This is a genomic window from Rhodococcus sp. IEGM 1330, from assembly GCF_033142445.1.
Classification (GTDB): Bacteria; Actinomycetota; Actinomycetes; order Mycobacteriales; family Mycobacteriaceae; genus Rhodococcoides.
Genome location: NZ_JAWLSB010000003.1, coordinates 490585 through 508247 on the forward strand (window position 1 = coordinate 490585; position 17663 = coordinate 508247).

Annotated in this window: 17 protein-coding genes; 7 read left to right on the forward strand and 10 right to left on the reverse strand. The window is 64.5% G+C overall.

The features are described 5' to 3' along the window. Nucleotides 1-8: 8 nt before the first annotated feature. Nucleotides 9-563 carry a histidine phosphatase family protein gene (locus R4P57_RS10495; RefSeq protein WP_317802753.1) on the reverse strand — a complete coding sequence of 185 codons (555 nt, stop codon included), beginning with the start codon at nucleotides 561-563 and terminating at the stop codon, nucleotides 9-11. Between the two features lie 78 nt (nucleotides 564-641). On the opposite strand from R4P57_RS10495, the gene R4P57_RS10500 reads away from it, so the two are divergent. Then, nucleotides 642-1817, forward strand: a complete 1176-nt coding sequence (locus R4P57_RS10500; RefSeq protein WP_032403843.1) for an acyl-CoA dehydrogenase family protein — start codon at nucleotides 642-644, stop codon at nucleotides 1815-1817. Between the two features lie 16 nt (nucleotides 1818-1833). Next, on the forward strand, nucleotides 1834-2961 hold the full coding sequence (locus tag R4P57_RS10505; RefSeq protein WP_317802754.1) for an acyl-CoA dehydrogenase family protein: 1128 nt from the start codon (nucleotides 1834-1836) through the stop codon (nucleotides 2959-2961). An 80-nt stretch (nucleotides 2962-3041) separates the two neighbouring features. On the opposite strand, the gene R4P57_RS10510 is transcribed toward R4P57_RS10505, so the two are convergent. Next, nucleotides 3042-3851: an alpha/beta hydrolase gene (locus R4P57_RS10510; protein WP_317802755.1), complete on the reverse strand. Its 810-nt coding sequence runs from the start codon at nucleotides 3849-3851 to the stop codon at nucleotides 3042-3044. Nucleotides 3852-4029: 178 nt separating this feature from the next. Between R4P57_RS10510 and R4P57_RS10515 the strand changes: the two genes are divergently transcribed. Continuing rightward, on the forward strand, nucleotides 4030-4941 hold the full coding sequence (locus R4P57_RS10515) for a phosphodiesterase (protein ID WP_317802812.1): 912 nt from the start codon (nucleotides 4030-4032) through the stop codon (nucleotides 4939-4941). Here the strand turns inward: R4P57_RS10515 and R4P57_RS10520 are convergent. The 3 genes from R4P57_RS10520 to R4P57_RS10530 form a co-directional block, all read right to left on the reverse strand. Continuing rightward, entirely contained in the window at nucleotides 4938-6437 is a 1500-nt protein-coding gene (locus R4P57_RS10520) for a stealth family protein (RefSeq protein ID WP_317802813.1), read from the reverse strand. The two genes, R4P57_RS10515 and R4P57_RS10520, sit on opposite strands and share 4 nt — an antisense overlap. A gap of 153 nt (nucleotides 6438-6590) precedes the next feature. Further along, the gene (locus tag R4P57_RS10525; protein ID WP_317802756.1) at nucleotides 6591-6953 is read right to left on the reverse strand and encodes a VanZ family protein; all 363 of its coding nucleotides are present in this window, start codon (nucleotides 6951-6953) and stop codon (nucleotides 6591-6593) included. A 9-nt stretch (nucleotides 6954-6962) separates the two neighbouring features. Continuing rightward, entirely contained in the window at nucleotides 6963-7631 is a 669-nt protein-coding gene (locus R4P57_RS10530; RefSeq protein WP_317802757.1) for a class I SAM-dependent methyltransferase, read from the reverse strand. 83 nt (nucleotides 7632-7714) lie between these two features. Here R4P57_RS10530 and R4P57_RS10535 point away from each other — a divergent pair, with 83 nt between their 5' ends. Next, complete coding sequence (locus R4P57_RS10535) at nucleotides 7715-8188, forward strand: phosphoribosyltransferase (RefSeq protein WP_317802758.1); 474 nt, start codon at nucleotides 7715-7717, stop codon at nucleotides 8186-8188. 1 nt (nucleotide 8189) lies between these two features. Here R4P57_RS10535 and R4P57_RS10540 read toward each other — a convergent pair whose 3' ends face one another. Then, nucleotides 8190-9224 (reverse strand): NADPH:quinone reductase, encoded by a 1035-nt coding sequence (locus tag R4P57_RS10540; protein WP_317802759.1) that lies wholly within the window; start codon nucleotides 9222-9224, stop codon nucleotides 8190-8192. Between the two features lie 100 nt (nucleotides 9225-9324). Between R4P57_RS10540 and R4P57_RS10545 the strand changes: the two genes are divergently transcribed. Then, nucleotides 9325-9834 carry a mycothiol transferase gene (locus tag R4P57_RS10545; protein WP_317802760.1) on the forward strand — a complete coding sequence of 170 codons (510 nt, stop codon included), beginning with the start codon at nucleotides 9325-9327 and terminating at the stop codon, nucleotides 9832-9834. Nucleotides 9835-9837: 3 nt separating this feature from the next. Here R4P57_RS10545 and R4P57_RS10550 read toward each other — a convergent pair whose 3' ends face one another. After that, a complete protein-coding gene (locus R4P57_RS10550; protein ID WP_317802761.1) occupies nucleotides 9838-10332 on the reverse strand; it encodes an SRPBCC family protein in 495 nt (164 codons plus the stop codon). Next, nucleotides 10329-11153, reverse strand: coding sequence for an SDR family oxidoreductase (locus R4P57_RS10555; RefSeq protein ID WP_317802762.1), 825 nt, complete (start codon nucleotides 11151-11153; stop codon nucleotides 10329-10331). Before R4P57_RS10555 ends, R4P57_RS10550 begins: the two co-directional genes overlap by 4 nt. Before the next feature lie 101 nt (nucleotides 11154-11254). Between R4P57_RS10555 and R4P57_RS10560 the strand changes: the two genes are divergently transcribed. Further along, nucleotides 11255-12304 (forward strand): iron-siderophore ABC transporter substrate-binding protein, encoded by a 1050-nt coding sequence (locus R4P57_RS10560; RefSeq protein ID WP_317802763.1) that lies wholly within the window; start codon nucleotides 11255-11257, stop codon nucleotides 12302-12304. 175 nt (nucleotides 12305-12479) lie between these two features. On the opposite strand, the gene R4P57_RS10565 is transcribed toward R4P57_RS10560, so the two are convergent. Together R4P57_RS10565 and R4P57_RS10570 are read right to left on the reverse strand one after the other, a co-directional pair. Further along, nucleotides 12480-13910, reverse strand: coding sequence for an HNH endonuclease signature motif containing protein (locus R4P57_RS10565; protein ID WP_317802764.1), 1431 nt, complete (start codon nucleotides 13908-13910; stop codon nucleotides 12480-12482). A gap of 484 nt (nucleotides 13911-14394) precedes the next feature. Then, on the reverse strand, nucleotides 14395-15867 hold the full coding sequence (locus R4P57_RS10570) for a cryptochrome/photolyase family protein (protein WP_317802765.1): 1473 nt from the start codon (nucleotides 15865-15867) through the stop codon (nucleotides 14395-14397). 127 nt (nucleotides 15868-15994) lie between these two features. Here R4P57_RS10570 and R4P57_RS10575 point away from each other — a divergent pair, with 127 nt between their 5' ends. Then, nucleotides 15995-17647 (forward strand): alkaline phosphatase D family protein, encoded by a 1653-nt coding sequence (locus R4P57_RS10575; protein WP_317802766.1) that lies wholly within the window; start codon nucleotides 15995-15997, stop codon nucleotides 17645-17647. The last annotated feature ends 16 nt before the right edge of the window (nucleotides 17648-17663 follow it).

The following is a 17663-nucleotide window of genomic DNA, read 5'->3' on the forward strand; positions in this document are numbered from 1 at the left end:
AAACTCTGTCAGACCGGGATGCCGTTGATGGTACGAACGGTCCAGCGAGAACCGTCGTGTTCGAGGGTGGAGACGCCCGCGTTGAGGATCCGCGGGGAGTGGCGTCGCCGGATCGCGTCGAAGATCGCCCGGATGACGCCGCCGTGCGCCACGGCGATCACCGCGGAGTCCGGGTAACGCGAGGCGATCTCGTCCACGCCGCGCACGCCACGCACGATCAGGTCGGAGCGTGGCTCCAAGCCCGGGTACCGGCCGTTCGGCCAATGTGAGTACGCGTCCCAGTCGGTGAATCCTTCGGCTTCGCCGAAGTGTCGTTCGGCCAGATCGGGGAACTCGGCGGTGCGGGTCAGGCCCAGATGCGCGCCGATGATGTCGGCGGTTTCCGCAGCTCGGATCAACGGTGAACTGACGAGGTGGTCCCACTGGCGGTACTCGAGTTCGTGGCCGGCCTCGCGGGCCTGGGCGCGGCCGGTGTCGTTGAGAGGAATGTCCGACGAGCCCTGCAGACGCCCGTGCAGATTCCAGTTCGTTTCACCGTGCCGAACCAGTGCCAGAAGAGTCATAGTGAGCGGAGAATATCCCAGAGTTACCAGGGAGTACGGTCGATACGAAGATACGTGAACGAGCTTGGAGGATTGTCGATGAATCTTGCCCTCACAGAAGAAGAGGCCGCGTTCCGTGATGAGATGCGGACGTTCTTCACCACGAAGGTCCCCGCCGAGATTCGCGAGAAGAGCGCGACGGGTCAGGAGTTGAGCAAGGACGAGGTGGTTGCGACCATGCGAATCCTCAACGAGAACGGCTTGGCGGTGCCGCATTGGCCCGCCGAGTTCGGTGGCCGCGACTGGACCGCTGTGCAGCGTCACATCTGGCTCGACGAAATGCAGTTGGCGTCGGTGCCGGAGCCGCTGGCGTTCAACGCCTCGATGGTCGGCCCGGTCATCGCGACGTTCGGCTCGCAGGAGCTCAAGGAGAAGTTCCTGCCCAAGACGGCGAACCTCGATATCTGGTGGTGCCAGGGCTTCTCCGAGCCCGAGGCCGGATCGGACCTGGCGTCGTTGCGCACCACCGCCATCCGCGACGGCGACGACTACATCGTCAACGGACAGAAGACGTGGACCACGCTCGGCCAGTACGCCGACTGGATCTTCGCGCTCGTGCGCACCAACCCGGACGCGCCGAAGAAGCAGGCCGGCATCTCGTTCCTGCTCATCGATCTGAACACTCCCGGCATCGAGATGCGCCCGATCAAGCTGATCGACGGCAGTGTCGAGGTCAACGAGGTCTTCTTCGACAACGTCCGCGTTCCGGCGGAGAACCTCGTCGGCGAGGAGAACCAGGGTTGGAGCTACGCCAAGTTCCTGCTCGGTAACGAGCGCACCGGTGTCGCCCGGGCCGGACACACCAAAGTGCATCTGGGACAAGCGAAGAAGCACGCAGCACAGACGAAGGTCGGCAGCGGCACGCTGCTCGAGGACCCCTTGTTCGCGGCTAAGATGGCCGAGGTCGAGAACGAATTGCTCGCCCTCGAGCTGACTCAGCTGCGCCTGGTGTCCAGCTCGGACGACGGCAAGCCGAATCCGGCGTCGTCCATCCTCAAGCTGCGGGGATCGGAACTGCAGCAGGCCACGACCGAATTGCTGATGGACGTTGCCGGGCCGGACTCACTGCCCTACGAGGCGGGCGAGGACATCGAGAGCGAAGGCTGGGCGCAGCGCTCGGTACCGGGGTATCTCAACTACCGCAAGGTGTCGATCTACGGCGGCTCGAACGAGGTTCAGCGCACCATCATCGCCTCTGCGATTCTCGGACTGTAAGGGAGCATCTGAAGACATGGATTTCGAACTCAACGAAGAGCAGAAGCTGCTGCGCGACACCACTCGTGAGGTGCTCACGCGGGCCTACGACACCGAGAAGCGCAACAAGATCGTTGCCGGTGAGCTGGGCTGGAGCACCGACGTCTGGAAGCAGTTGGCCGAGGTCGGCCTGCTGGGTCTGACGTTCAGCGAGGAAGACGGCGGGATGGACGCCGGTCCCGTGGAGATCATGGCCGTGATGACCGAGGTCGGACGACGGCTCGCACCGGAGCCGATTCTCGATGCCGTTCTCGTCCCCGGCGGGTTGATCTCCGAGCTCGGCAGCGCCGATCAGCGCGCGCGGATCCTGCCGCCGGTGGCCGAGGGGTCGTCGATGTTGGCGTTCGCGCACAACGAATCCGGCAGCCGCTGGCCCAACGTCGAGGTCGCCACCACCGCCACCGAGGACGGTGGATCGTGGTCGATCAACGGCGTCAAGAACCCGGTTCCGCACGGCGGTAGCGCAGATGTGATCGTCGTCAGCGCCACGCTGCCCACCGGTGGAACAGGACTGTTCGTGGTCGATGCCGACGCGACCGGTCTCACGCGCAAGTCCTACGCCACCCACGACGGTCAGCGCGCCGCGCAGATCGAATTCGTCGACGTCGCAGCCGAACCGCTCGGCACCGCCGAGAACGCAGCAGCGGCCATCACCGGTGCCGAGGTGCGTGCTCAGGCCGCGCTGTGCGCCGAGGCGATCGGAGCCATGGAGGAGGCGCTGCGGCTGACCACCGATTACCTCAAGGCGCGCAAGCAGTTCGGGGTTCCGCTGGCCAAGTTCCAGGCGCTCACTTTCCGTGCGGCTGACATGTACGTACTGCTCGAACTCGCCCGCAGCATGAGTCTCTACGCCACGATGTCGTTGGCGGACGGCAACGTCGACCCGACGATCGCCTCGCGCGCGAAGCTGCAGATCTCACGGTCCGGTCGCAAGATCGGCCAGGAGGCCATCCAGTTGCACGGCGGGATCGGCGTCACGGCCGAATATCCCGTCGGGCACTACACCAGTCGGCTGGTGGCCATCGAGCACACTCTCGGTGGTGCCGACGAGCACCTGCGCATCCTTGCGTCGAAGGTCGCCGATCACGATCTCATCGGGATCTGACGCTCGGTACACACGGCACAGACGCCTCGGGCCCGGCCACCTTCGACAAGTGGCCGGGCCCGAGGTCGTTTCGAGAGGTGTCAGCTGCCCGAATCCGCCGCGGCGACAAGATCGGCCACGGCCGTGGGGTTCGAGACCAGGATCGCGTGCGAACCCGGCACCTCGGTCACCTGAGCACCCGCCCGCTGCGCCATGAACCGCTCGGCGGAGGTCGGGATGATCTGATCCTGCTGGGGGATCAACGCCCACGACGGCGTGTGCGCCCAGGACGGCGGACCGCTCGGCTCGAGCAGTGCACCGGCAGCGATCGTCTTCTGATGTGCAGCCATCCGGGCAGCCTGCGCCTCGGTGACATCCGGGGCGAAGAACGGCCGGAACAGGGCGGGAGTGATGTACGAGTCGACGTTCTTGCCGATGATGTTCGACGCGTCGTCGACGATCGACAGTCCGATCACCGGCGGTACCAGCGCGGTCACCGGGAATCGGATCGGGTCGAGTTCGAGTGCAACGGGTTCGCCTTCGACGGGCATGAATGCAGCGACGTAGACCAGGGCTTCGACGTTGTCTGCGTGCACGTTGCTGATCACCGTTCCGCCGTACGAGTGGCCGACCAGGATCACCGGCCCGTCGATGCTCTCCACGACGTCGGTCACCGACGCCGCATCGATCGCAGGGCCGCGGAGCGAGTTCTCGGCCGTCACGACCGGGTAGCCGCGGCCGCGCAGATTTTCCGCCACACCGTCCCAGCTGGTGCTGTCCGCGAATGCCCCGTGGACCAACACCACGGTCGGGAGCTCCTGGGCCGCAGCAGGTGCGACGCCCATGCCGACCATCGATGCCGCGGTCAGCCCGGCGGTGGCGAGGATTGCTCTCAGTGTCGGTTTTGTCATGTCCACAATCTGTCACACCTCGGGGAAGGTGTCCTACGCTCGGAGTTCGCGCGGTGTTCACCCCCGAGATTCGACCAGCTTGATCTCAGGGAACGCTCGTATGCTTGGCTTGTAGCAGTGGCGGTCGTCCGACCCGGACGATCGCGAAACGGTAGGTCCGATCGTGAGCGAGAGTTCGATGAAGTCTCGGATGGCCGAGTACCCACGCCCCCATCACTGCTTGCTGCATATCAGCGACACGCATCTCGTCGAGGGTGGCGGTCGGTTGTACGGCGGCGTGGACAGTGAGCTGCGGCTCGAGCAGGTGATGACCGACGTGCGCAACTCCGGTGTTCGCCCCGATGCGCTGGTGTTCACCGGAGACCTGACGGACAAGGGCGAGCCGGGGGCGTACGAGAAGTTGCGGGCCCTTGTCGAGCCGGTGGCCGAGGAACTGGGCGCGCAGATCGTCTGGGCGATGGGCAATCACGACGACCGTGCGATGTTCCGGCAGAAGCTTCTCGATGCCGAACCGACCGGGCAGTCGATCGACCGGGTTCACGACGTCGACGGTCTTCGTATCGTCACCCTCGACACGACGGTCCCGGGCAGGCACCACGGCGCGCTCGGTGACGAGCAATTGGCCTGGCTGGCAGACACTCTCGCGACCCCCGCCGAGTTCGGAACCATTCTCGCGATGCATCATCCGCCGGTACCGACCGTGCTCGATCTCGCGGTGCTGGTCGAGCTGATCGATCAGCCTCGGCTGGCCGACGTGCTGCGCGGAACCGATGTGCGGTCCATTCTTGCTGGGCACCTGCACTATTCGACGACGGCCACGTTCGCGGGTATTCCCGTGTCGGTCGCGTCGGCCACGTGCTATACGCAGGATTTGAACGTGCCCGCAGGTGGATTGCGTGGCCGCGACGGTGCCCAGGGGTACAACCTGGTCCACGTCTACGAGAACACCGTCGTGCATTCGGTGGTGCCGACGGGTTCGTACGACACTGTGGGAGAGCCGGTCTCGGCTCAGGAGACCGCTCGCAGGTTGAGCGAAGCGGGAGTCACCATCGCAGACAGTGCTCGACGGAAGACGTTCAGCGACGCCTAGCGCTGTTCGCGTTCCCACGGCGCGACGATGGGGAAGTACTTGTCCAGGAACTGAGTCACGGTACGGGTGCGCAGGTCCAGATCGACTTCCGGGAAGCTGCCGTCGTTGAGGCAGAAGAAGTCGACAGATCGCTTGGGGAGCAGCTTCTCCATCAGTTCGAGGCCGGCCACGGACGTGGTGTCGATGTACCGAACCTTCGCGTCCTTCTGCACCACCGCGCGTCCGCTCATCAGTGCGTAGTAGTGGTACAACGAGTTCGTCACCGAGATGTTGGTACTCGCTCGGAACGCGCTCGCTGCAGTGGAGGCGAACTCGTCCGGAAATTCGTTTTCCATTTCCTGCATCACGCTGCGCCGCAACGGGGTTGCTGCATGTTCGAGATGCCGGGTGGTGGTCATCCCGAATCGGTCCTGCAGGATTCGACGGTTCACGCGCGCCGCGTTCTCGAAGCCGCTGCGGTCGGCGTCGCTGTAGCCCAACCCGATTCGCGTTGTCGCTTCGATGAACATGCTGATTCCGCCGGGGGAGAAGAACATCGACGGGCTGACCGGTCGACCGAAGAACATGTCGTCGTTCGAGTACAGGAAGTGCTCGGACAATCCGGGGATGTGGTGCAGCTGGCTTTCGACGGCCTGCGAATTGTGGGTCGGCAGAACGGATGTGTCGACGAAGAAGGCCTCGCTCGGCACGAACGTCACCTTGGGATGGTCGGCCAGCCACGCAGGCCTCGGCGAGTCGGTAGCGACGAAGATGCGCCTGATCCATGGTGCGTAGAGGTGGATCGACCGCAGCGCGTACTTCAGTTCGTCGATCTGCCGATAACGGGCAGCGGAATCGTCACCCTCACCGACGACGTAGTTCGCCATCCGTCGCGCGCGCTGCGCCTGGAATTCGGCCGAGGAGCCGTCGACCCAGGAGAAGACGATGTCGATGTCGAAATTGATGTCCGACGCGTGGTCGGCGAACATGTTCTCGATGGTCGGCCACGTTCGGCCGAAGCGTTCGACGGTGCCGCGGACGGCCTCGTCGGGACGGATGTTGCGTCGGGTCAGGGAGTTCTCGATCGGCAGCACGATCTCCGACGGCGAGAACGACCACAGTTCGATCTGCACTGCCGTCGACGCGCCGTAGTACAGACCGCTGAACGGCTCGACGCGCGGTCGGTACAGGCGCACGATTCGTGCGTTCGCGGACGGCGACAGCGAACCGTCGGCCACCAGTACTGCCTTTCCGCGGGCGTCGACGGTCTTGGAGTAGAACGGCTCGGCGCGGCACGCGTGCACCAATGCCGTGGTCAACGCGTCCCGGGCCGCCAACTCGATGGCAATGACCGGGCGTTCGTCGTTGCCGCGAACGAGCAGGTACTTGATACGTGCCGCGTCGAGAACGGCGCGGACGAACAGTAGATCCTCGACCATCGCCTGGTGCGGGGTGGTGGAGGTGATCGTCAGTGCGTAGCGGCCGTCGTGGCTGACCACGTCGGATCGTTCGCTCAGGCGTGCGGCGGATGCTGCAGACTCTCGGGTGGCGGCATCGTTGGTCTCGTGCTCCGGTGGAACGAGGTAGATATCGTGCGGGGCAGAAGACGAGGTGATGGCGTTCCTTCCGGAGTGTGCGCGCTGGCCGAGGAACCTCGGTGCTCGGTCAGTCTAGTGCAGGTCCGAGGCTTGTTCGACGCGCTGCGGAAGAACCCGACTCGCTGCGACCAGGCCCACAGCAACTCCGGCGGCGTCGGCGAGAGCGTCGGCGATCGATCCGGAGCGTCCCAGAGGCAGGATCGCCTGCAGGAACTCCGACACCACTGCGAACGCCAGCACCCACAGTGCGGTCCTGATCCAGTCGATGCCGGCCATGCGCGAGGTGTACGCGAGAGCAGCGAACAGCGCGAAGTGAATGATCTTGTCGCTGTGCTCGAAACCCGAGGGCACCCCGGACGCAGGGGTGAACAGCACGATCAAGGCGACGACGAACGTGACTGCCAGGGGAATTCGATACGTCGACTGTGAGAACACCGCCCGAGTTTACCGGCGCTGCAGCACCACGACCGTGTCGATGCGCTCATCGCCGTCCGGCGTCGTACGGGTGCGATGTTCGGCGTGGATCACCTCGAACCCGTCGCCCGCCGCAGAGACGACCGGTTCCGGTGCGAACAGCCTGTGCTTGGCCGGATGCTGTGACGCATGGCTGTCGCTGGGACTGTGGCCGACGATCAGCAGACGCCCCTTCGGTGCGACCGCTGCGGCGAACCTGCGGGTGGTCAATTCCAGTTCGTCCGGTGGCACCTGCAGGAAGTGCACCGACACCAGATCGAACGCCGCGGCCGGGGGAGTCCAGTCCAGAACGTCTTCCTGCTGCCAGTTCACCGCGAGGGTGAGCGGTTCGAGGGCCTGTTGTGCTGCGCGAGCGCGGCCGAGGGCGACATCGGAGATATCGACGCCGGTGACGTTCCAGCCTTCACCGGCCAGCCACAGAGAGTCGGCACCTTCCCCGCAACCGATGTCCAGGGCGCGTCCCGGAGTCAGCACGGACGCTTCCTGAACCAACACGGCGTTGGGATTTCCGCTCCAGATGGCGGTGCGCTGGTTGTAGAGGTCGTCCCAGAATGCTTCGTCGAAGGCACCGTTCTCGAAATCCGGCTCTGCGGGGGTCCGGTCGGCGGCATGAGTGTGAGCGTGCGTGTGGTCGGCCATGGTTCGAGACTGCCCGTTTGCGACGACTTACGCAAACAATTTTGCTGGAGCAGCAAAGTAGTTTTTGGGTAGAGTGATGCCCCATGACCGAACCGGAACGCGAAGTACTGACCTGGGCGACGTTCGGGGACGCCTCGCGCGAACTCACCAAGCAGATCGTCGACGACGGCTTCGTCCCGGACATCGTCATCGCGATCGCTCGCGGCGGACTCATCCCCGCGGGTGCGATTTCCTACGCGATGGGCGTCAAGGCCGCAGGCACCCTCAATGTCGAGTTCTACTCCGACATCGAGGAGACGCTGCCCGATCCCGTTGTCCTCGAACCTCTTCTGGATACCGACTCGATCGTCGGCAAGAAGTTGCTCGTCGTCGACGATGTCGCCGATTCCGGCCGCACCCTGGCTCTGGTCATCGACCTGTTGAAGGCGCACACCCCCGACGTGCGGTCGGCCGTGATCTACACCAAGCCCAGAACCATTGTGCAGCCCGACTATTCGTGGCGAGAGACCGACAAATGGATCAATTTTCCGTGGTCCACGTTGCCGGTCATCACCTGAGTTATTCGCTGGAGACGTCGATCAGCACCTTGCCGACCGCACCGTTCTCGACGGCGTCGTGTGCTGCTGCGGTCTCGCTCAGCGAGTAGCGGTGCAGCGGTAGGCCGGTGGCTTCGCCCACCTCGAGCACACCTGCTGCTGCAGCCGCGCTGACGTCCGCCTCGGCGTTCCGCAGTGCCTCGTCGCCGACGGTGTAGAGCAGCACGAACTGGTAGCGAGTGTTGAGCACCATGTTCGGCCGGACGTCGAGGGTCACGGTATCGCCGCCGTTGTTGGCGTAGATGGCAACCGAGGCGCGGTTCGCTCCCACGGCGGCATTGAGCGCGGCGTTCTGTGAGGGAGCCACCTCGACCACGAGATCGATCCCTGCGGGAATCAATTCGCGGATCTCGGCGGCGGCGTCGCCTGCCTTGTAGTCGACAACGTGGTGAGCGCCGGCAGCGGTGGCCAGCGCGCCCTTCTCCGGTCCGCTGACCGTCGTCACCACCGTCGCACCCGCCCATCGGGCCAACTGAATCGCAGCATGACCGACAGCGCCTGCACCACCGGCGACGAGGACCGACTTGCCGTCCAACGCGCCCGGGTGCAGCCGCGTGGGTCCGTCCTCGGAGACCGTCAGTGCGCGGTGCGCTGTCATCGCGGGTACTCCGAGGCTCGCACCCACATCGAAACCGACTCCGTCGGGCAGAGGAACCACCCGGGAGGCGGGCAGGATTGCAAAAGACTGCGCTGTTCCGGTTGGGCGCTGATGCTGGGCCAGGTACACCCAGACGCGATCTCCGACGGAGACGCCGTCGACCTCGGGGCCGACTGCGTCGACCACTCCGGCACCGTCCTGGTTCGGTACCACCTCGTCGAATGCCAGCTTCTCACCCGGCCCGGAGCCGGTTCGGTTCTTCCAGTCCGTTGGATTGACGCCCGAGACCACGATGCGAACGCGCACTTCGCCTGCGGCGGGCTCGGTCACCTCACGATCTTTCAGTTCCAGGACGGACGAATCGCCGGTGCGGGTGTACACAATTGCTGGAGCAGTCATGTCAGGTCCAACGCGCTCGGGCCGCCCCGATGTTCCCTGCGGCCACATCGGGGTAAGCATGAGTGGTCATCAGTGCTGTCAGAGAAGAGATGGATCTTTTATGAATCACAACGAAGTGCTCACCGACGCGTTCGGCCGAATCAAAGAACTCGTCCACTCGGTATTGGACGACATTCCCGCGGCTGCGTTGACCTATCGACCGGACGCCGATGCCAACAGCATCGCCTGGTTGGTGTGGCACCTCACCCGGGTGCAGGACGACCACATCGCGGGTGTGGCCGGGAGCGAACAGGTCTGGACGTCGGACTCGTGGTTCGAGCGCTTCGGCCTCCCGTTCGACAAGTCCGATATCGGGTACGGCCAGTCCTCCTCCGACGTCGCGGAGGTCGCCTCGAGTGCTGAGCTACTGCGCGAGTACTACGACGCTGTGCACTCGAAAACCATTGCGTACCTGGGCAGTGTCGGGGCCGACGATCTGGACCGGATCGTCGACGAGAACTGGAACCCGCCGGTCACCCTGGGTACCAGGCTGGTCTCGGTCCTGTCCGACGACCTCCAGCACGCGGGGCAGGCGTCGTACGTTCTCGGCCTGTATATCCGGCAGGCCTAGCCGTCAGGCGTATAGCTTCTGCAGGTTCTCCAGCGTCTTACGGATGTTGCGACGTTGGAACTGCGGGAACGTCTTACCGCTGGTGACGATCTTGTCGAACACGAGGGCCAACGCGTCGGGCCACCTCGTCCGGTCGTCGGTCCAGGTTTCGGTGACTTTCGTACCGCCCGCGGCCGGCTCGAAGTCGTATCGCCAGGTTGCGTTCGCGCCCTTGATCTTCGGAGCGCTCTTGCCGATGGCGTGGACGCGGAATTCGAAGGTCTTGCCCGGGTCGGCGGCAGTCACGGTGCAGCGAGTGACCCATTTCGCCCGGCCGCGCTTGTTGGTTCCGTCGAACACCATTCCCACGTAGGCACTCTCGCGAGGTTCGTGCACGGTGGCACCGGTGTTCTCTGGGCTCCACTGCCCCATCTTGGTGGGGTCGCTGATCGCAGCGTAGAGAGTGTCGGCGTCGGCGTTCACGACGATACTGTCGGAGACCAGGAGTTCGCGTTTCACGACGTTGCACCATTCTTCAGACCGGGATGAATACGAGTGAGCATGGGCACCAACAGTGTCCGCGGGGTGATCTGCGCGAAGATCGATCCGATGCGGTTGGCGGGCCCGGGAATCGATACCATGCGTCCCTTGGCCATGTCGTCGACGGCAGTTCTGGCCACCGTTTCTGCCGACACCCACATGATCGATGGAAGTGCCTTCTCTGCATCGTCTTTCGCGAAGCCCGCGGCCTCACCGAATCCGGTCTGCACCGGTCCGGGGCACAGCGCGGTCGCGGTCACTCCCGTTCCGCGCAGTTCGCCGGTCAGAGACTGGGTGTAGGAGAGCACGAACGCCTTGCATGCGCCGTAGCCCGCCTGTCCGGGTAGGGGCTGGAATGCGGCGGTCGAGGCGACGTTGAGCAGTGCGCCGCGTCGGCGTTCGGTCATTCCGGGGAGGAAACGGGTACAGAGGTCCGCGACGGCCACCACGTCGACCTCGATCATGTTCATTTCCGCATCCGGATCCGATTCTGCTACCGGACCGAGTGTGGAAAGCCCGGCGTTGTTGATCAGAATGTCCGGGATCAGGCCGAGTTCGGTGATGCGGCCGAGTAGTTCGGCGCGAGCGCTGCGATCGGACAGGTCTGCTGCGAGCACTTCGGCTCGGACTCCCCGTGCTCGGATCTCCTGTGCCAACTCTTCGAGCTTGTCGGCACGCCGGGCGACGAGGGTGACGCCATGGCCGCGGGATGCGAGCACGCGGGCGATCGCGGCTCCGATTCCCGAGGACGCTCCGGTCACGACGGCTGTCCGATCAGGGGCGGGACGAGGAAGGCTCATGGCTCCCACCGTAGCGAACGCCCGCTGTGCAGTGCATTCGAGCCGCTCTTGTAGGTTAGCCTTTACTTACTTCTAACCCGCCAGTCTGTCGAGAGGTATCCATGTTCTCTGCTCCAACGGCCGGTCGACGTTTCGCTCGCCGTGCGTCCCTGCTGTCCGCGCTCGCTGTGTCGGCCCTGGTGGTCGGTGGGTGCTCGTCTGCCGATACTGCCGAGCCCGAACAGGCCGGTGATGGCGACTTTGCCGCCGTCACCATCGATTCGGCTCTGGGGCAGGCCGTCATCACCGAGAAGCCCGAGCGCATCGTGACTCTCGGTCAGGGCTCGGCCGAGACGGCGATCGCGCTGGGTACCGTCCCGGTCGGCGTCGAGGAGTACTCGTGGGGTGCCGACGAATCGGGGTATCTGCCGTGGGTTCACGACACAGTCACCGAGCTGGGTGCCGAACTTCCCGAACAATTCACCGGTGGAACCGAACTCAACATCGAAGCCGTTGCTGCCCTCGAACCGGATCTCATCCTGGCTCCGTGGTCGGGAGTGACGCAGGATCAGTTCGACAAGATGAGCGAGTTCGCGCCGGTGGTCGCCTACGAGGAGCAGCCGTGGACGATCACCTGGGACGACCAGATCACCGTCATCGGCAAGGCGATGGGTGAGGAGCAGAAGGCAGCGGAGGAGATCGACAAGATCAAGGCACGCTTCGCCGACGCCACCAGCGAGCACCCCGAATACGCGGGGGTGAGCTTCTCGTACATCTACAACACCGGTCCGGGGACGCTCGGGGTGTTCCTCGCCGACGAGCAGCGCGTCGCGATGGTCCGCGCGCTCGGGTTGCAGGTCGATCCGGTGGTGAACACCCTCGACGAGACCGAGGGCACCGACTCGGCGGTCATCGGTTTGGAGAACGCGAATCTGTTGAACGACTCGGACCTGATCTTCACCTTCTACTCGGATCCCCAGAACCGCACCGAAACCGAGAATCAGCCTGCATACCAGCAGATTCCGGCGGTATCCCGTGGCTCGGTCGTGGCACCGACGAATCAGTCGTTCGTCACCGGCTCGTCCATCATCAATCCCCTGACGGTGCCGTGGGCACTCGAGCGATACGTGCCGATGATCGACGAGGCGATCGCGAAGCTCGACGCGAACTAGGTCAGTAGACCTCGCGCTGTCGTTCCTGTTCCAACACCTGCTCGAGGTGATGTGGCACGACCGCGGTGTTTGATCCTTGATTCGACCGAATCAGCCTGTCGAACAATCTCGTCCAGCCCCGCACCGTGTTCTCGGTGCGGGGCTGGTGTCGTTGGTGGATGGCGTGTGGGCGGGCTCAGGCGATGTGGGGGCCTGCGCGGGCGTGGGATGGTCGGGGTTGTCGGTAGGGGTCGACGGTGGCCGGTGGTACGAACCAGGGGTGGTTGTCTTCGCCGATGAACACTTCCCAGTCGGAGTGGTGCATGAGGCGGTGGTGGAATCCGCAGAGCAGGACGAGGTTGTTCATGTCGGTGGGGCCGCCGTCGCCCCAGTGCCAGATGTGATGTCCTTCGGTCCAGGCGGCGGGTTTTCCGCAGCCGGGGAAGGCGCAACCGTGATCGCGGGCGATGAGGGCTTTGCGTTGTTTGGCGGTGACGGTGCGTGCGGTGCGGGCGAGGTTCAACGGGTTGCCGTGCTCGTCCATCACGATGGCAGTGAGGACACAATCACACGCCAACTGGCGGGAGGTGTTGCGGGAGAGCGGTCCCATCCACGGCAGCCACCCGACCGTGGTGCCGTCGCCGAACAAGTCGCGATACGCGCCAGGATCCGCTGCACAGCGGTCACTGCCGGTGTCACTGCCGGTGTCACTGTCAGTGTGGGCGGTTCCGGTGTCTGACTCTGCCGTGTCGGGGTGAATCGGTACGCCGGTGTTGATGTCGACCGGATCGACTGTGTCGGTTCCGGATTCTGTTGCTGCGCGTGAGGTTTCGTCGTCGGTGATGTCGTCTTCGTCGCCGCGGCTCTGGAGGTCGGTGAGGTCCTGCAACCGGATGTGCAGGTTCAGGTGCGGGCGTTCACCGCCTTCGATGGGGCGGTTACTGGAGGCGAGGTATTGGTCGAGGATGTGCCCGAAGGCGTCGGCTCGGCGCCTGGCGGGGCTGCGGTCGTCTTCGGTGCCGTCGGCGGCGGGTCGGGGTTCGGTCAGGGGTGAGAGTGCGGTGAGGAGTTTTTCTCCGGTGATCGCATCGACGTCTCCTTTGAGTACCAACCGGCCGTTCAAGGTCTTGGAGGCGAAGAGTTCGTTGCGGTCGGTGTCTTCTGGAGGTGGTTTGTTGCCGCCGAATCTGTCGCTGAGCTTGGTGATCGCTTCGCGGATGCGGCCGGTACGCGCTTGCGGTCCGGTCGCAGCCTTGATCATGGCCTTACGGGCGATGTCCTGCCCGACTTGCGGGAGGTTCTTCGGGGGTGTTTCTGCGAAGGTGAGGATCAGGGCGGCGTGGTCGACGGTCATGACGCCTGTGTTGACGGCGTCGGCGATGTCGGGGAAGTTCTTCATGCCGCGGCCCAGGGCGACGATCTTGTTGGCTTTGGAGGGCGAGAGCAGGGTGGTGGAGGTCAGCCAGCCGGCGGGACCGGGGAAGCCGAGTTTTTCGCGGGAGACGCGGGTGTCGATCTCGCCGACGAGGGCGATCCGCCGGGCTTCGAGCAGTTGGATTTTGTGGGAGACCGCGGCAGCGTCGGCGAGGAGTTCACTCTCGCTCAGTTGCCAGATCCCCGTCGTCATGGACCAAGTGTATCGAACGGGTGTTCGATACGCAATGATAGTGCAATCGAAAACTATTGGTGTGCATAAAGATTCGCGAATCAGAACTTGTCGGTAGCTTGTGGTAGGAGCGCGGAGCCCGTTTCCAGATGGTGATCGCTGCAGCGATTCCAGTCCGAGCAGCGCGGTGACTATTTCGATTTCTTACGCCTAATATGACCAGCGCCAACTCTTTCCCATCCGCCGCTGGCGTTACTTGGGTGTCTTCGTGGCGGTTCATCTGCCGCGCGGGCGGTCCGCGACCATGTGGGGAGCGTCGCGCATGCAGATTCGCCCAACGTACGGCCATCGGACCGATGTGGCGTTTCGTCGCACCCCAGTTGGCGCGTCGTTCCAGTTGCATCGCAATAGCGAAGAGCGAAAGTGGTGGCGACCGCGGCGGCGATTCGTCACAGAGCGCGACGCTCTCGAAGTTCGGAAATCCTCGGTTCAGGCATCCGGCGCATCAGTACACCTCGCGCTGCCGCTCCTGTTCCAACACCTGCTCGAGGTCGCTGAGTCTGTTCATCGACGACACCTGCCGCGCCGTGCGGTGATTGAGCGCCAACATCTCGCGGTGCCGGTGGACGAAAGCCCAGTAGCCGGCGGTGAAGGGGCAGGCGTCGTCGCCCAGTCGCTTTTTCGGGTTGAATTCGCACGGCTTGCAGTAATCGGTCATGCGGTTCAGATATGCCCCGCCCGAGGCGTAGGGCTTGGTCGCAATCACGCCGCCGTCCGCATGCTGGCTCATGCCGATCACGTTCACCGGCATCACCCAGGCGAACCCGTCGACGAAAGCCGTTGCGAACCAGTCGGTCAACGCTCGCGGATCCCAGGCATGTTGCAGCGCAAAGTTTCCCAGGATCATCAGTCGAGGTATGTGGTGCACCCAGCCGCGCTCGCGCACGCCGTCCACAGTGCTGGACAGGCATTTCGCCACCACGGCATCACCATCCAAGTCCGTCAGCCAATTCGGTAGTGGCTCATGGGCTTCGAGCTTGTTGCGTTCGAGATACTCCGGCCCCAGATGCCAGTACAGGTGCCACACGTACTCGCGCCAGCCGAGGATCTGCCGAACGAAACCCTCCACGCTCGCCAGCGGCGTGCCGTCTCGGTGGGCCTCCTCGGCTGCGTGCGCCACGTCCAGTGGTTGCAGCAGGCCGAGGTTCAGCGGAACCGAGAGCAGTGAGTGCGACATCGTCCAGTCGTCGGCCATCACCGCGTCCTCGTACTTGCCGAAATCGTCCAAGCGGTAATTCACGAAGTGTGCCAACGCCTCCGACGCCTCCGACTCCGTCACCGCGAACACTCGGGGCCCGTCCACTCCTACGGTGTCGAGGTCCCAGTCGTCGAGGTCGGCGCGCACGTGCTCGTCGATGGCGTCCTCGGTCGGCCACCACGGTTCCTCCACGCCGAGGGTCAGACGTCCCTTCGGCGGCGGCGACTGGTTCTCGGCGTCGAGGTTCCACTTTCCGGAGACCGGTTCGGAACCGTCCATCAACACCCCGAACTTCTTGCGCTGCTCGCGGTAGAACGTCTCCATCCGAAATGTGCCGCGCTCGGCTGCCCACTCCGCGAAATCGGCGCGGGGAAGCGCGAACATCGGGGTCGGCAGAATCTCCGAGACCAGGCCCTCCTCGTGCAGTGCGGCGACGAACTTCTCCGCCGCGTGCGAGGTGGGCTCGAACACCACGACGGGTTTGCCGTACTCGGCCAACCCTTCGCGATACGTCTCGGTCTGCAGGTAGGTGACGCGATCGCCCAGCTCGTCGGCCAGATGACGCATGCCCGACAACACGAGATGCAGCTTCTGTCGGTGGTATCGCCGACGCCGGAACACGCGCCGGGACTCGATCATCAGCACGTCTCGCTCGGCATGCGCGTCGACCGAATGAAAGTGCGAACCGAGCTGATCACCGAACAACCACAGAGCGTCCATTCTCGGAGTGTTCTCCCGCCTCCGCTCCGGCAAACCAGCATCCGGCACATGGCCGGCCGGTGAACACTGTGGCCGACCCAGGTGCGCCTTACTTGACCACCGACCATCCATCGCATGGACTGACCCGATGCACGCTGAGTCTGCGCTTTCCAGAAGGACGTTTCTTCGCTCGTCGTCGGTGGCCGTCGCGGTGGCCGGAGTCGTCACGACACTGCCGGCCACCGCACACGCGCAGGGCAGCGATCGAGGCTTTCTGCACGGGGTGGCGTCGGGAGATCCGTTGCCCGACGCGATCGTCCTCTGGACTCGGCTCACCCCCACGCCCGACGCCACCCCGGGTTCCGGCGTCGGCCCGCAGGTATCGGTGACGTGGCGGATATCCCGCAGCGCAGACATGGGTGACGTCGTCTCCTCCGGAACCGTCTCCACCGGTCCGGACACCGATCACACCGTCAAGGTCGACGTGGACGGCCTCGCTGCAGACACCACGTACTTCTACGACTTCCGGACGAGCGACGCGGCATCGGCCGTCGGCACCACGCACACCGCTCCGGCCAACGATGCCGACATCGATTCGATGCGCTTCGGAGTCGTCTCGTGCTCCAACTGGGAGTCGGGCTACTTCGGTGCCTATCGGCATCTTGCTGCCAGAGGAGACCTGGACGCCATCGTCCATCTCGGTGACTACATCTACGAGTACGAGACAGGCGGGTTCCCGGGCCGCGACGGGGTGATCCGGCAGCATTCGCCCACCCACGAGATCGTCACGCTCGCCGACTACCGTCAGCGCCACGGTCAGTACAAGTCCGATCCCGATCTGCAGGCCGCGCACGTCGACGTGCCGTGGATCTGCACGTGGGACGACCACGAGTCCGCAAACGATGCGTACGACGGCGGTGCCGAGAACCACACACCGGCCACCGAGGGTGATTGGTACACCCGCAAAGCCAATTCGGAGAAGGCGTACTACGAGTGGATGCCGGTGCGCGCCGCAGGCACCGCGACCAACCGTCACCTGTACCGCAGGCTCCGGTTCGGCAACCTTCTCGAGCTGTCGATGCTGGATCTGCGGACCTACCGCTCGCAGCAGGTGTTGCCGTTCAACGGGCCCGAGGTCGATTCGCCCAACCGGACCATCACCGGCGCGGAGCAGATGCAGTGGCTCACCGACGGCATCGTGTCGTCGCCGACGCAGTGGAAGATCGTCGGCAACCCGGTGATGATCACGCCCACGCTGATTCCTCCGCTCGATCGGGACGCGGCCAGAGCAGTCACCTCGCTTCTTGGGATCCCGGAGGGCGGTCTGCCGTACAACGCCGATCCGTGGGACGGCTACACCGCCGACCGCCGCAAGCTGCTCGGTGCCATTGTCGACGCCGGCGTCGACAACACTGTCTTCATCACCGGCGACATCCACTCGGCATGGGCCTGCGAGGTACCCCTCGACGCGGCGCAGTACGCAACCACCGAGCCCGCTGCCACGGAGCTCGTCGTCACCTCGGTGAGCTCGGCCAACATCGACGACCTGACGCGTACTCCGCCGCACACGCTGGGCCGCGTCGCCGAGGAGGCGTTCAAGGCGCTCAACCAGCACGTGAAGTTCGTGGACCTCGACAGTCACGGTTTCGGCGTCTTCGAGGTCACCCGATCGGCCGCTCGGATGGACCATTGGTTCCTCACCGCCAAGGAGGATCCGCAGACCGGCGTGTACTGGGGAGCGGGCTTCACCGTCGACTCGGGCACCCAGCGTGTCCGGGCGGCGGCACCGCCTGCCGGATAGCGCGCCATACTGGTCG